15 protein-coding genes and 1 other annotated feature are annotated in these 15,197 nt (G+C 39.5%); of the genes, 14 read left to right on the forward strand and 1 reads right to left on the reverse strand.

What is annotated here, in order from left to right:
• Positions 1–31: 31 nt before the first annotated feature.
• Genes AC1D69_RS02640 through AC1D69_RS02655 form a run of 4 tightly spaced genes read left to right on the forward strand, consistent with a single transcriptional unit; the run spans position 32 to position 4,162 of the window.
• A complete protein-coding gene (locus AC1D69_RS02640) occupies positions 32–904 on the forward strand; it encodes a 3-hydroxyacyl-CoA dehydrogenase family protein (RefSeq protein ID WP_495454587.1) in 873 nt (290 codons plus the stop codon).
• Positions 901–2,106: an acetate/propionate family kinase gene (locus AC1D69_RS02645; RefSeq protein ID WP_495454588.1), complete on the forward strand. Its 1,206-nt coding sequence runs from the start codon at positions 901–903 to the stop codon at positions 2,104–2,106. The genes AC1D69_RS02640 and AC1D69_RS02645 overlap by 4 nt, the downstream gene beginning before the upstream one ends.
• A gap of 41 nt (positions 2,107–2,147) precedes the next feature.
• Entirely contained in the window at positions 2,148–3,443 is a 1,296-nt protein-coding gene (asnS, locus tag AC1D69_RS02650; RefSeq protein WP_495454589.1) for an asparagine--tRNA ligase, read from the forward strand.
• 17 nt (positions 3,444–3,460) lie between these two features.
• Complete coding sequence (locus tag AC1D69_RS02655) at positions 3,461–4,162, forward strand: DnaD domain-containing protein (protein WP_495454590.1); 702 nt, start codon at positions 3,461–3,463, stop codon at positions 4,160–4,162.
• Positions 4,163–4,349: 187 nt separating this feature from the next.
• Here AC1D69_RS02655 and AC1D69_RS02660 read toward each other — a convergent pair whose 3' ends face one another.
• Positions 4,350–5,150 (reverse strand): AAC(3) family N-acetyltransferase, encoded by an 801-nt coding sequence (locus tag AC1D69_RS02660; RefSeq protein ID WP_495454591.1) that lies wholly within the window; start codon positions 5,148–5,150, stop codon positions 4,350–4,352.
• 333 nt (positions 5,151–5,483) lie between these two features.
• Here AC1D69_RS02660 and AC1D69_RS02665 point away from each other — a divergent pair, with 333 nt between their 5' ends.
• The 10 genes from AC1D69_RS02665 (at position 5,484) to AC1D69_RS02710 (ending at position 15,123) form a co-directional block, all read left to right on the forward strand.
• Complete coding sequence (locus AC1D69_RS02665; RefSeq protein WP_495454592.1) at positions 5,484–6,047, forward strand: DUF1697 domain-containing protein; 564 nt, start codon at positions 5,484–5,486, stop codon at positions 6,045–6,047.
• 49 nt (positions 6,048–6,096) lie between these two features.
• Positions 6,097–6,359 (forward strand) — a binding site (T-box leader).
• Between the two features lie 52 nt (positions 6,360–6,411).
• Positions 6,412–7,635, forward strand: a complete 1,224-nt coding sequence (locus AC1D69_RS02670; protein WP_495454751.1) for an MFS transporter — start codon at positions 6,412–6,414, stop codon at positions 7,633–7,635.
• An 88-nt stretch (positions 7,636–7,723) separates the two neighbouring features.
• Positions 7,724–8,278 carry a hypothetical protein gene (locus AC1D69_RS02675; protein WP_495454593.1) on the forward strand — a complete coding sequence of 185 codons (555 nt, stop codon included), beginning with the start codon at positions 7,724–7,726 and terminating at the stop codon, positions 8,276–8,278.
• 218 nt (positions 8,279–8,496) lie between these two features.
• Positions 8,497–9,081, forward strand: a complete 585-nt coding sequence (locus AC1D69_RS02680; protein WP_495454594.1) for an RNA polymerase sigma factor — start codon at positions 8,497–8,499, stop codon at positions 9,079–9,081.
• On the forward strand, positions 9,059–10,828 hold the full coding sequence (locus AC1D69_RS02685; RefSeq protein ID WP_495454595.1) for a DUF4179 domain-containing protein: 1,770 nt from the start codon (positions 9,059–9,061) through the stop codon (positions 10,826–10,828). Before AC1D69_RS02680 ends, AC1D69_RS02685 begins: the two co-directional genes overlap by 23 nt.
• A gap of 207 nt (positions 10,829–11,035) precedes the next feature.
• Entirely contained in the window at positions 11,036–11,959 is a 924-nt protein-coding gene (locus AC1D69_RS02690; protein ID WP_495454596.1) for an EamA family transporter, read from the forward strand.
• A 147-nt stretch (positions 11,960–12,106) separates the two neighbouring features.
• Positions 12,107–12,814: a purine-nucleoside phosphorylase gene (deoD, locus tag AC1D69_RS02695; protein WP_495454597.1), complete on the forward strand. Its 708-nt coding sequence runs from the start codon at positions 12,107–12,109 to the stop codon at positions 12,812–12,814.
• A 217-nt stretch (positions 12,815–13,031) separates the two neighbouring features.
• Entirely contained in the window at positions 13,032–13,520 is a 489-nt protein-coding gene (locus AC1D69_RS02700; RefSeq protein WP_495454752.1) for an RNA polymerase sigma factor, read from the forward strand.
• Positions 13,517–13,966: a hypothetical protein gene (locus tag AC1D69_RS02705; RefSeq protein ID WP_495454598.1), complete on the forward strand. Its 450-nt coding sequence runs from the start codon at positions 13,517–13,519 to the stop codon at positions 13,964–13,966. Before AC1D69_RS02700 ends, AC1D69_RS02705 begins: the two co-directional genes overlap by 4 nt.
• Before the next feature lie 23 nt (positions 13,967–13,989).
• The gene (locus tag AC1D69_RS02710; protein ID WP_495454599.1) at positions 13,990–15,123 is read left to right on the forward strand and encodes a hypothetical protein; all 1,134 of its coding nucleotides are present in this window, start codon (positions 13,990–13,992) and stop codon (positions 15,121–15,123) included.
• Positions 15,124–15,197: the final 74 nt, after the last annotated feature.

Raw genomic sequence — 15,197 nt, forward strand, 5'->3', positions numbered from 1 at the left:
ATCAGACACAGAAAGGGAGTTGGCATACCGTATGTTATTTAAGAAAATTGGTGTCATCGGCGGTGGCACGATGGGACAAGGAATCGCTGAAATGCTTGCTGCAAAGGGCATTGATGTATTATTAGTTGAGAAATCTGAAGAAAAATTAGATTATTCTTATAATATGATTGAATTGAATCTCGACAAACAGCTTGAAAAATGGGGGATCACACAAGCGGAGAAGAAGCTTATTCTTAGCAGAATCGAGAAAGTGGTTCATTTCGCTGAGCTAGGTACCTGTGATATGGTCATTGAGACTATTTCTGAAGATATTGAAGCAAAAAAACAAGTATTCGCTCAATTGGATCAAGTATGTCCTAATAATATAATTCTTGCCAGTAACACATCAACACTAAGTTTAACGGAACTTGCAAGTTCTACGATATATCCTGAACGTGTCATTGGAATGCATTTCATTCACCCGGTTGGAAAAGTAGATCTAGTTGAAATCATCCGTGGATTGAAAACCTCAGATATCACATTCTTGGAAACGAAGAAATTTGTAGAAGAAGTGGTGGATAAAAAGGGTATCATGATTTATGAATCTCCTGGATTCGTAACGTCACGATTAATCTGTTTGCTAATTAACGAAGCACTTCATACCCTTCAAGAAGGCGTTGCTTCTGCTGAAGATATCGATGATGCGATGCGTATTGGATATCAATTCCAGAATGGTCCTTTAGAAATGGCAGACCGTTTCGGACTTGATTCTGTACTTGCAGCTCTTGAAAGAATGTTCCGTGAATTTGGTGAATTGAAATATCGTCCTTCCACCATCCTTAAGAAGATGGTTCGTGCAGGGCATCTAGGTGTTAAAACAGGCGAAGGATTCTTCAAGTATGACAAGGATGGTGACCGGGTATGAAAGTATTAGTAATTAACTCAGGAAGTTCTTCTTTGAAATATCAATTGTATGATATGACAAACGAATCTGTACTGGCTAAAGGTCTTGTAGAACGAATTGGAATGGATTCCTCCATTCTGACTCATAAACCTACTGGAGGTCAGGAAATAACGGAAGTTAAAGAGATTTTGGAACATAATACGGCTATTCGTAAAGTATTATCTATGTTAACCGATCCAGAACATGGCGTAATTAAGTCCATCGATGAGATTCAAGCTGTTGGTCATCGCGTGGTTCATGGAGGCGAATCCTTTAAAGCATCTGCCCTTGTTGATGGCCCTGCGAAATCGGAGATTCGTCGTTTGTTCGACCTAGCACCACTTCACAATCCAGCAGCAATGATGGGGATTAATGCAGCAGAAATTAATATGCCAGGTATCCCTCAAGTTGTTGCATTCGATACTGCTTTCCATCAAGCTATGCCTGAGAAGGCATATTTGTATGCTATTCCTAAAGTTTTTTACAATAAGTACAAAGTTCGTCGCTATGGTGCGCACGGAACATCGCATGAATATGTTAGTCAGGTTGCAGCTGAATTCTTGGGTCAGCCTATAGAGGATTTGAAGATTATTACTTGTCATATCGGTAACGGAGGAAGTTTAACTGCCGTTGCAGGTGGTAAATCAATCGATACTTCAATGGGTATGACACCTCTAGAAGGTTTGATGATGGGAACACGCAGTGGTGACCTTGATCCTGCGATTGTACCATTTGTTATGAATAAGGAAGATTTGACTGTGAATGAAGTGAACTCCATGCTTAATAAGCATAGTGGACTTCTAGCGATATCTGGAATAAGCAGTGACATGAGAGAAATTACAGACGGTATGGCAGAAGGCGATCCGAATTGCACACTGGCATTTGAAATGTATGAATACCGTTTGCGTAAATATATTGGTTCTTATGCTGCAGCTATGAATGGTGTCGATGTGATCGTATTTACAGCTGGTATTGGTGAGAACTCTATTGTTGTTCGTGAGAAAGTATGCGAGAATTTAACTTACCTTGGCGTGGAGGTTGATGATGCACTGAATGCTATTCGTTCTGGTGAACCACGATTGATCTCGACAAATAATTCCAAAGTAAAAGTGATGGTTATTCCAACCAATGAAGAATTGGTTATTGCGCGTGATACGTATCGCATTGTTAACGAAATAGAATAGCTTTCTGTTTTAGGATCAGTTAATAAGGGAGAGATTAAGGCATGTCCACTAAAAGTGTGATTCGTGAAGTGAATCAGTATGTTGGCGAAACAGTAACGATTGGAAGCTGGATCAACAACAAACGCTCAAGCGGAAAAATTCAGTTTTTGCAATTACGTGACGGTACCGGATATATTCAAGGTGTTGTGGTGAAAAGCGAGGTTTCAGAAGAAGTATGGGACGCTGCTAAGAGCTTAACACAGGAAAGTTCCCTGTATGTCACAGGCATTATTCGTGAAGAACCACGAAGTGCTTCAGGTTACGAAATGACAGTAACAGGAATCGAAGTGATACATATCACTGAGAACTATCCCATTACGCCTAAAGAACATGGTGTAGATTTCTTGATGGATCATCGTCATTTATGGCTACGGTCCAACAAACAACGTGCAATTCTTGTTATCCGTGCAGAGATTATTCGTGCGGTTCGTGCGTTCTTTGACACCAATGGATTTACTTTGGTAGATCCGCCCATTCTTACTCCAACAACTGCAGAAGGAACAACGAACTTGTTCCACACGAAATATTTTGATGAGGATGCATACTTAACACAAAGTGGTCAGTTGTACATGGAAGCTGCTGCGATGGCTTTAGGTAAAGTGTATTCCTTCGGACCAACGTTCCGTGCTGAGAAATCCAAAACACGTCGTCATCTGATTGAATTCTGGATGATTGAGCCAGAGATGGCTTTTACAGATCATGAAGAAAGCTTACGTGTACAAGAGAACTTTATTAGTTATGTTGTACAATCTGTCCTTAAGAATTGTCGTACTGAGTTAGAAACGGTAGGTCGGGATATTTCCAAATTGGAACAAATTCATGCACCTTTCCCACGTATTACTTACGATGAGGCTATTGAATTTCTACATGGCAAAGGTTTCGATATTCCTTGGGGTGATGACTTCGGTGCTCCTCATGAGACGGCTATCGCTGAGAGCTACGACAAACCCGTATTTATTACACACTATCCTGCAGGGATCAAATCATTCTACATGAAACCTGATCCAACACGTCCTGAAGTTGTTTTGTGTGCGGATATGATTGCCCCTGAAGGTTACGGGGAGATTATCGGTGGGTCTCAACGTATTGATGACCAAGCATTGTTAGAAGAGCGTTTTAAAGAACACTCTTTATCCTTAGAGACATATCAATGGTACATGGATTTACGTAAATATGGTTCCGTTCCCCATTCTGGATTTGGTCTTGGATTGGAACGTACTGTAGCCTGGATTTGCGGTCTTGATCATGTCCGTGAGACGATTGCCTTCCCACGTACGTTATATCGTCTTTATCCTTAAGTTAAGAGGTGAAGCTCATGGATATTACAGGATGGAGAACATGGGCAGAGGGAGCTTCATCGGGAATGGGATCAGGAGTAGCTATCATTCCTTACGCATTGTTCCGGTACTATCGTAGATTGAAGCTGAGTGACAATGAATGCTTATTGTTAATGCACTTGATGTCTTTTAAACAGGTGGAACATAAAGAGTTCCCTACGTTAGAAGATATGCAGGAACTCGCAGGAGGAACGACAGCATCCATATCCCTTACTCTACAGAAGCTGATGAAAGATGGATTTCTCAGTATTGACGAAGAGTTCGATGAAGATAGTGGTATTCAATATGAACGTTATAATGTATCAGGCTTATATGATAAGTTAAGCATTTGTATGGCGAATGATGCTAAGAATAAGGCTAAACAAGCTGTTATTCAACGTGACACAGCCATATCTGATGCAGGCGAACCCGAAGCTGAACGTAATATGTTTACCATCTTCGAGAAAGAATTTGGACGGCCACTATCTCCGATGGAATGTGAGACGATATCGGGATGGTTGGATCAAGACAAGTATCCAGACGAACTGATTCTCATGGCTTTGAAAGAGGCTGTGTTTGCTGGAAAGGTTCATTTCCGTTATATCGACCGCATCTTATTGGAATGGAGCCGCAATCGTGTTAAGAATGTGAATGACGCGAAAGCATATACGCAGAAATTCCGAAGTAACGGTAGAAGTTAATAACTAGATTGAAGAAGGTCCCCTTGTGATAAGGGGGCCTTTTTTGTGGATTAGGAATTGATGTTACCACCTTGTATCTTATATTTTCGCAGAAACGGGCGGGGTTGTCCCAAATGTCAAACATGGGTAGGGTACCTATCATTACAATTAAAAAATCTACTTTTGGGACAGCCCGTTTCAGATTCATCTAGTTCCTATGCTTTTCCATCCACTTAACAGTCCAATCAATCAAGGGTCTTTGTTTCATGAATCGAACATCAGCATTCCCTACTCTATAAACCTCGTTATTATTCTCTTTATCATATTCATGACCTAATCTAATGAAATCCTCATCATCGACGGCTTGCGTTGCATACGTTACCCATTGTCTTTTTCCATCGATCATGATCGCGCTACTTTCATCTGTAAATCGTTTAGTAGGAAAGTTTGCTCTGGTCTCAGCTAAATGAAGTGAGGTATTCTTATCATAATCGACACCGATTAATAGCACATATCCATCTAATGTATATAATTTATCTACAGGGGAGTCGATACCAAAAATATTACTGAGATCATGATCAGAGGTTATATATTGTGCATGTTTGCCTACGGCAGTGATCGATCTTGCCGGGTGACTTGATCGGGTTGATCCAGGCCACTTTCTAAACATTTCTGCGACAACGCCCATATTAATAGCTGGTGTGACATCTTTATCATATGCTGGCCAGTTTTCGCGAATGATAGGCCACCATTCTTTGGGTTCTTCCCAATGAACGCCCGTGGATGGATCGAGGTTCTTCCATGTCTGTGATGGCATCATTAGGGTTCCTTCGTCTCCCACAATTTCAAGAAGCGCTCTTATTAATGTTTCAGCTCCGCCTACAACAAATCCGAGACTCTTTAAAGAAGTATGTACAATTAGGGTCTGACCTTCTGCTACACCACATTTTCTAAATTGTTTGATTAGATCTTCCTTTGTTAAGATGACCCTTGTCTCATTTGACGTCATTTGTTTAACCTCCATTCAATTAAAATAACAAAAACAACCCTACGTAGTAACGGGGGTTGTGTCCGGTATCGCCAGAGTAACATTGCCCTTATGTTGTTTTTACAGGAATATTATAACAGGTATTATACTTGGTATATATAGCTATATGGATATCGTATGCCTATAAGTTAATCTTTATGTGTATAGGTACTGCACGGATCCACCGTTAAATAATACGTTTACATTTGACAGTCGTGTATAATATTATTGGAAGAAATAATTGGAAGTTCAGAACGATATGAATATCTCAAACAGGATCTTTTTGAAAAATAGAAGAACAGGAGTGGGTGTATAATGACTACATATATTGCGTTCTTGCGAGGGATCAACGTAGGTGGAAAGAATATGATCAAAATGGCTTTGTTAAAACAAATGTTTGAAACGATGGGTTTTCTACATGTGCAAACCTACATTCAAAGTGGAAATGTTGTGTTTAAGTCGGACGAGTTGGAAGCTACGCTTCTTGGGCGAATCGAGAATGAAATTGAAACGGTTTTTGGATTCACAGTCCCTGTTATGTTAAGAACAGCTGCGGAGTTGGAATGGATTCTTCAGAATTGTCCGTTCTCAGAGAAGCGCATCGCAGAAGCTGAGGTGTCATCCGTAGGAGAATGTCTCTATGTGGCGATGTTGGCAGAAATACCTGTTCAAGAAGCACAGGATCGAATGAACATCTACGCAAGTCAGAATGACGAGTACAGTATTAAAGGTCGGGAAATGTACCTGTTATTTCATCATAGTGTAAGGAACTCTAAACTTGCAAACAATCTACATAAGCTGGATACACCTTCGACGGTACGTAATTGGAAAACACTCAATAAGCTGTTCGCGATAGCACAATCCATAGAGAATGATTAAAATATAAATTTACTGATTTTGGATTCTATGCTATGATAATTCAAATATTTCAAATGCGATGAAGAGAAGAGTAGATAAATAGATGATTTCACAGAGAACTCCGATAGCTGAGAAGGAGTAAATCATGATTTATCGAAACAAGTCTATGAGCATCATATCGGAACCTGATTCATAGGGGATGGTGTGACAGGAGCTCCTGTTATAGAGCTAGAGTATAAGCATCGTTGGGATGCCGTACTTGAAGAGGTTAATATGGTAACATATTAGCGAATCTGGGGTGGTACCACGCGAATTTCAAATCTCGTCCTCAAGACTAAGTCTTGAGGGTGGGATTTTTTTGATTAACTATTGGAAGTATGCCTCCATGTTATTGTTTGGGATAGGCATTTCGAATGTGGGATCGTGGATTTACTTTATTGCACTTAATTTAATGGTATTGGATATGACTCAATCACCGTTCGCTGTAACGGTACTTTATATGTTGAAACCTTTGGCTACTGTATTTACGAATCTTTGGGCGGGTAGCTTAATTGATCGATTAAATAAACGAAACCTTATGGTTTTCCTAGATATCATACGAGCTATATTTATAGCCTTGTTGCCTTTGTACACTTCTATAGGCTACATATATATACTTGTTCTATTAATAAACATGGCAGGTTCTATGTTTGGACCCACATCGATGACTTACATAACACAACTTATTCCAACAGAACAAAGACCACGGTTTAATTCACTTAATAGTTTAATAAGTTCAGGTGCCTTTTTAATTGGTCCAGCAATCGCGGGACTTCTAGTTCTAATGGGTTCACCTTTATTCGCTATTTATATTAATGCTATTGCCTTATTCGTCTCTGGAATCATTACATTACTAATGCCTAATCTAAATAAACAAACAACGAACACGAACTTTGGAACAACCACAGAGCAACATCTGTCCTTATCGGTATTAAAAAAAGACTGGATCGTCGTTTTGCAATTTTATCGGCGTAACCTATATATCATGGTAATCTGTTTCTTGTTTGGAAGTGTATTTGTCGTCATGGCATCCGCCGTGGACTCACTTGAAGCTTCATTTGCAACGATCGTTCTCCACTTGTCTGAGGGTGAATATGGGGTTCTTGTCAGCATAGCGGGGGTAGGTATTATTGTTGGTTCCTTGTTGAACACTCTGATTGTTAAAAAAGTATCATGCTCGAAGATGATTGGTATTGGCACACTAGGAGTATGTTTTGGGTATGCTATTTATGCTTTCTCCAGTTCATTTGTAAGTGCATCTGTTGGATTTTTCATCTTGGCATTCTGTCTTGCTTTTGTAAATACAGGATTTGCGACCATGTATCAAAACAATATTCCAGTGGACGTTATGGGTAGGGTAGGTAGTCTAAATGACTTTATTCAAGCTATATTCATTATGATTACAACCTTTGTACTTGGTGGTGCTACGGAATTTATATCCCTTCAAGTTGTCGTGATCATAGGGGTCTTGGTGATGGTGTTACTTGGAATTACATTATGTGCAGTTGTCTTACTTCCATCGAAAAATGATTATTATCTAGCACAGCCTCACTTACAAGAAAATATATAGTATTGAATATTAGAATGTTCGAACTTTGAATTCCTTTTAGACGTCTATTATTAGGGAGTTTGAGTCTCAGATAATAAGGGGGATTAAAATGGCGAGAATAATGAAGGTAATTTTTATGATTATTATTGTAAGTTTACAGGCAGGGTGTAGTGCGGAGTTAAAGGGAAACGAGAATCAGCATGTGGACGGAATAACGAAAACATTAGAAGTAGTTAATGAATATCATAAGAGCATTCCTTATAAAGAACTTATATACACAAAATATTCTTCGCAGTTTACTTGGGGGTGGAGTAGTGCTGAAGATTTACAAGATGAACTATTAGATCAGTATGAAACGTATAAAAATTCAGTGCCGGGTGGATTTATTGTAAAAGAAACACCAACAGAGTACTTTATTTGTGTAAGTATAGGGGAAAGGGAATCCGTAAGGCAGGGGTTTAAGATTAAATCACTAGAACTTCTAGATAAAGTAAAAGATAGTGATTCAACATTAAGAATTGAGGTAACACCTGTAAGTAACGAAAATACTTCAGATGATAAAATGAAAGGGAAGGTCTTCGTAAGATCACTTATTAGTATAGCTAAGAAAGATTTACCGGACGGATTGAAGGATATGAATTCAATCAGCTTGTTCGGTATTTAGTATCGACAGATACAACGGATAATGACTTTATTAGACTAATAGATAACATTAGTGGAAAAGCGGGTGCTTAGGCAGCTGTCTTTTTTTGTTCATCCGCTAATCTTTTTCGTACAGATCTGAACCTAACGATAAGCTATCAAAAAAATATTTATCTCCCAAGTGAGAGTTTAACAAATAAATCTCGTCTATATAGTATAGAACTCCTAGGAGGCTTGCCAGTGGAAGATCGAATACATGAGAATGATGATGAAAAACGATGGATAAGCCGTGTGTTGTCAGGACATAAAGAGGAATATGCCTTTTTGGTAGACCATTACAAAAATAAAATATATGGCCTACTCCGCGGAATGGGAGCTGACCACCAGGATGCTCAGGACCTAACTCAGGAGACCTTTATTAAGGCATATCGTAAACTGGCTTCCCATGATCCGAGTAAAAGTTTTGCGGCATGGTTGTATACTATTGCGACGAATCTACTGAAAGATTTACGGAAAAGGACTCATCACATAGGCTGGATAGTAGAACCTTTACTAGAGCCTTTATCAGCCGATGATCCTGAAGAGATTCTATTGCAGGTTGAGCACCGAATGGAGATACAGGTTCTGATGAGGCGACTGCCGACGAATTATCGAGTAGCGTTGTTACTCAGATATACGAATGATCTGAGCTATGAAGAAATGAGCGAAGTGTTGGACGTACCCCTTAGCAAAATCCAAAATGACCTTTATAGAGCGAAATTAAGTTTGAAAAAGATGCTAACTGCAGAGGAGGTGAGGACTGATGCAATGCTTAACCAGCGATGAAATGGAAGAATACATAATGAATTCACCTTTATCGAACAAACAACAAATGGACTCACATATTGCTACCTGTCTTCGATGCCTTTCTCTTTATCATAAACAGCTCAAAGAGCAAGAAGTTTGGTTTTTAGAGTTGTATGAGGAAGTCTTACCTGATTCATTTACTACCGATTTAATGGTATTAATTGAAGGAGAAGAGATAGAGTTTGAAGAAGATATTATCTCGAATGTATTAATGAGAGCAACGGACCAAAAGGGTAGACAGGATAGTATATTAGATACTTCATATTTAGAGAAGACTGATGGACCTAGCATGCCTGAAGTCGTCATAGAAACTGTATCTGATAACGAAATAGTGCCTTCAGTTAGAAAAGGCCTGTTCAAGCGAAGAGGTATTGGCTTATGGAAGCTAACGGTTGGAGTGGCCGCGCTATTGATTATCATGAGCTCCATGCTTATGTATTCCGTACCTACGCTAGCGGAGAAGCTTCGTTCCCTATTTGGGCAAGATTCTGGTGTTGACATTGGGTTATTACGAGCGCAAGAGTTTGGGTTAGTCGAACATCCGAATATTACCGTGAAAGATAAGGGTTATACTATCAAAATCAATGAGGCAGTAGCAGACCCTACTCGTGTGATCATTGCACTACAATTATTCGGTCCTGATGGCAAACATGATCGAAATCGCTTAGAGTTTTCTCGTGCAAATAACATTAATATAAAAGATGAACAAGGGGAAATCGTCGGGGAAATGTATGATATGGGTGTCACTAACAATTTTTATTATATGGTTGCTTTCTTCGCGGAACCCATTCAAACCGACCGTATTAGCATTGAAGGTCGTATTTCGCAATTAGGCAGTAAAATGAGAAATATTCAATATTCCCAAGGAGAATGGAACTTTGACTTTTCTATCGATTTGAAGGAAGCGAACAAGAAAACGACCGTTACGCCATTACAGGGAAGTTATACCACACCGGATGGAATGACAGTTAGCTTGAAGAGACTGACTCGGATGGTTCAAGGTGTTCGATTAGAGCTTGATACTGAACTTAGTGAGGAGGCGTTAATTCGTTCTCAAGGAGAATTATGGAAGAAACAAGGCTTAAAGTTTCATTTTGAGGATATGAAAGGTAATGAAATTCACAGTGTCAATACGAGAGTGGGTCAATATATGGACAGCTTGATGGCGGAGTCCCATCTCCCTGGTGAGAAACCAGGATTGATGCATTGGAGCTATACGTTTAAATATTTACCGCAAGATAAGCCTTATACATTCGTATTCGACGGTTACTCCGTCGCGGAGTCTGATGATTCATCAGTTCAGTTCGAACCTTCCAAGCTTAAAGATCATCCGGTACCTTTTTATTATGATGGTGATAAGATGATGTTGGAAGATTTTACGGTGGAAGCCCCACCGAATACAAATGGAGAAGTGTCGGAGGGAGCGATACATCTAAGTGGTAAGCTGTGGAACGAATCTAGATACGATCAATGGACATTAAAAGTTCCCAATGATAGAGAGTATAATATCACTATGCGAGGCAGTTCGACAACGGAAGCATCCGGGTGGAAAGAGGGATATATTATACTTGGAGGCAGTTCGGTCGACGGACTCTTCGAGTTCCGCGCACCAGGCATGACTATGATCCCAGAGCGACTTGAACTGATTCGTACAGTCGTTGATCGACTGTATACGAACGTAGATTGGTCAGTGCCAATGAAAGAAGATAGCAACAGCGGTAAATGAATTGTATTAAATTCTTCAACTTTTATTGACAGAGTCTATATTTTGAATTATAATCTGTAAAGATTACGTAATGCTTTCACAACTTGCTTCTACAAACTCAGTAATTTTGAGAGACGAAATTTTTAAAAGGGAAACCTTTTTTTCGGTCGTCATCTGTCCATAAGGACAGGTGGCGACTTTTATTTTTTATTAGAAGGAGTGTCAAATTTGAATTTGTTTAAGTATTCTATTTTCGCGATATTGGGAGCAATATCGTATGGTACATTGTCAACGATGATTAAGTTAGGATATCAGGAAGGTTTTTCTTCAGGAGAATTAGTTGGCAGTCAATACACCCTTGGCTGGATCATGATTGCTGCTCTTTATTTGTTCTCATTTAACTACAAGATTTCATGGAAAAACGCTGGGCAGCTAGTGATTACGGGTGCAATGACCGCATTAGTGGGAATAACCTATTCAGTCTCTGTATCTGAATTGCCTGCTTCTATAGCGGTTGTGTTCTTTTTCCAATTTACTTGGATCGGTGTTGTTATTGAAAGTTTAATGACTAGAACATGGCCAAGTAAAAGTAAATTAGTAGCTATCCTATTATTGCTCATAGGTTCATTGTGTGCAGGAGCTATCTTTGAGCAACCATTAGCATCACTAAGTATCAAAGGCGTTTTATTTGGATTGCTTGCTGCCTTTTTCTATGCGTTATATATGGTACTTTCATCTAAAGTTGCTACCAAAGAGGCGGCTCCCAAAAGGTTATTCTTTATTGGGACTGGAGCGCTTCTAACCGTATCATTTACAACAAATCCTATACACATCGTTACCCAACTTACCGAGACGAATCTATGGAGATATGGACTGCTACTTGGGGTGTTAGGTGTGGTTTTACCGTTCTTATTATTCGCCATAAGTATGCCAAAATTAGGAGCAGGGTTAGGAACAATTTTGTGTGCGGCTGAATTACCATCAGCTATGATCGTTTCTGTCATCTTTTTAGGCGAATTGGTTACACCAATACAATGGACTGGTATGATCTTGATTGTACTAGGAATCATTTCTCCAGAAATAATGAGAAGAATATCGTTCAAACATCAAATAGAAGATACGTTGGCGCCTCCTACTAGACAGGCCTCATAATAGACGCCATGGATAAGTAAGTGATAACGTCAAAGATTACAAATTATGATATGATAGTCTTGGGTATGATTTTCTGAGATCAATTGGGGGAATTAGAGCCATTTACTATAAAAAAGCTAAACAAATTAACCTTCGGGGGGAAAACGAATGAGTACTCACATTGCAGCAAAACCTGGCGAGATTGCCGAAACAATACTTTTACCAGGAGATCCGCTTCGCGCGAAATTTATTGCTGAAACATACTTACAGGATGTCATCTGTTATAACGAAGTAAGAGGCATGCTTGGATTCACGGGTACTTATAAGGGGCAACGTATTTCCGTTCAAGGAACGGGTATGGGGATTCCTTCAACTAGCATTTATGTAAATGAATTAATCTCTGAATATGGCGTTAAGAACTTAATGCGTGTAGGAACTTGTGGAAGTATGCAGAAGGATGTTCATGTCCGGGATGTTATTCTTGCGCAGGCTGCATGTACGGATTCTAGTGTGAATCATCACAATTTTGGTGGATATAATTTCTCACCTATTGCGAACTTTAACTTACTAAAAACGGCTTATGATCTAGGAGTAACAAAGGGACTTAACCTACATGTTGGTAATGTGTTTAGTTCTGATATTTTCTACCGTGATGATAAATCGGTTGTTGAGAAATTTATGCAATACGGTGTTATGGCTGTGGAAATGGAAACAACGGCTATATACACATTAGCAGCGAAGTTTGGTGTAAATGCCCTAACGATTCTCACAGTAAGTGATCACTTATTGACTGGGGAAGAGACTACTTCTGAAGAACGTCAATCTACCTTTAATGATATGATGGAAGTGGCATTGGAAACAGCAATCACATTGTAATAATGTGTACAGTGCGCACCATGGATTAACATGATAGATATAGAGACTGGACGAGGAAATTCTTGTTCAGTCTTTTTTTTGGAATATTTTTTTTGAAAAGAAATGCAGGGGTAATGATAAAATGAACGTCTAAGAGTAGGGGAAGGAGAGGAGAACTATTGACGAGGACAAAATCATAGAAGATATTCTTCAAGGGGACTCGACTGCATTTCGTTTCATTGTAGATCAATATAGTAAACATATATTCCATACGACATACTCGGTATTGCGCGATGTGAAAGATGCAGAAGATGTTGCCCAAGAGACCTTTATCCAAATCTATAAGTCTCTTTCTCAATATCGATCCCAAGGATTTAAATCCTGGATTACTCGAATAGCAACGAATAAGGCGATTGATTTGAAACGAAAGAAAACTCGGCGAGGTGAGGATACGATATATCCCCTGTTCGATATGGAGCTAGTACCTTCGGACGAAGAGGATCCCTTATCCCACACAATTCGTAAGGAAAAGAAAGAACTTTTCAAGAGAAAGCTACAAACGATTCCGGATAATCATAAGGTAGTACTTACGGCATTTTATTTAGATGAGAAGAACTACGAACAAATCGCTCATGAGCTAGATGTGAAACCGAAAACGGTAGAATCTAAATTGTATCGGGCAAGAGAGTGGATTCGGAAGAAATGGAAGGAGGAAGATTGGAAATGAATGATTTGAGTGAGGACGACAAACGAAGACTAGCCCAACACTATATTGACGGTATGTGTACGCTAGAACAAGAACAGTCTTGGGAATCTCTACTACTTGAAGATACTGAAGCAATGGATATACATATTCAACTCCTATCTTCCACGGAACTGCGTATGCCGGATATAGCGAATGCAATGCAATTTACCGATGAGGTCATGAATAGAATTCCTGAACATCTCTATGAGAAAGAAGACAGCTATCAACAGCGACGACGCTGGTTCGAACATCCCATTTTTCATTATACCGTGGCTGCTTGTATAACTTTACTGTTCTTGACAACCGGGTTATTCGATAAGCTCGTGGCTGGAGATTTAAATCATGTTATTGCTACCGAACAGACAACGTCTTACAGTGATCAGATGATGGATATTACAGTGTCTTGGCTTGACCAATTGAAACGATAATGGATGGAGAGGATGGATCTAACATGCAGAATGAACGAAATGGATTTTTTGCTTTTATTTTAAATGTATTCCCTGGGTTAGGGCACTATTTCTTAGGACGAAAGGGAAGAGGGTTTCTTTATCCTATATTGTTTTTCGGAAGTATAGGTGTGAGCGCTCTGCTGGCATTAGCAAGTAGTGAGGAATTCTTTATAGGTGTTGGAGTCGTTAGCGGGTTGTTCTTCTGGTGTTTAAGCATGCTTGATTTAATCATATACATTTTAAAAGCACCATCTCCAACTCCGACTCATTTGCGCAATGAACTTGGTCATGCCGTGGATGAACACGGACAGTTAGTGAGTGAACCACGTACTCAGAATGAGCACAGCGAGCGATTTTATACGATCCTGCTATCATTTGTCCCAGGGCTTGGTCATCTTCAACTGGGGTTGATGCAACGCGGATTATCTTTCTTGGTCGCTTTCTTTGGACTAGCAACGATTATGGTGTTTGTTACGGGAATTACAAATCAATCCGTATTCTTGTTATTTCTGGGTGTGCTCCCAATTATCTGGCTATATTGTATGTTCGATGTCGTACAACAACTCAATCGGAAGCAAGCAGGTGAGCTGTTAGTGGACCGTACATTATTTGAGGAATTTGAAGAAGGTCGTGAAGAAGGGAAACGTAGTAAAATATTAGTGACGTTATTGTCTGCCTTCCCAGGTGCGGGGCATATGTATCTTGGGCTTCAAAAAAGAGGGTTACAACTGATGGTATTGTTTCTGGGTTCCATCTATATTCTTGATATTCTCAGACTGTCACTATTCTTGTTCCTCATACCTGTGATTTGGTTCTATAGTTTCTTTGATGGTTTACAACAGGCCTCTCGCTATGGTAAAGAACCATTAGTGGATCGTCCATTAGTCGAAGGAATAGATAATCACCGAGGGTTAGTAGGGATAGCATTGCTTTTCATAGGGTTGTATTATCTAAGCACACAATTCATTATTCCTGAATTGGATACAAGGTTTCCTGAATTTCAGCTTGACTATCGATTCCGTACCTATATTCAAACCATCATTGTCTCATTATTATTTATCGGTGGTGGACTGAAGATAGTACTAGGAAATAAGAACATGAACAAGAAAGCAGAAAAAATTCGACCTCGTCGTTAATGGTTAGGATACAAAGGCATGGACGTAACATTGCTACTAGGGGGCTAAGGCGGGATTCCCATTCACACCATTGA

Source organism: Paenibacillus sp. Y301, from assembly GCF_059445505.1.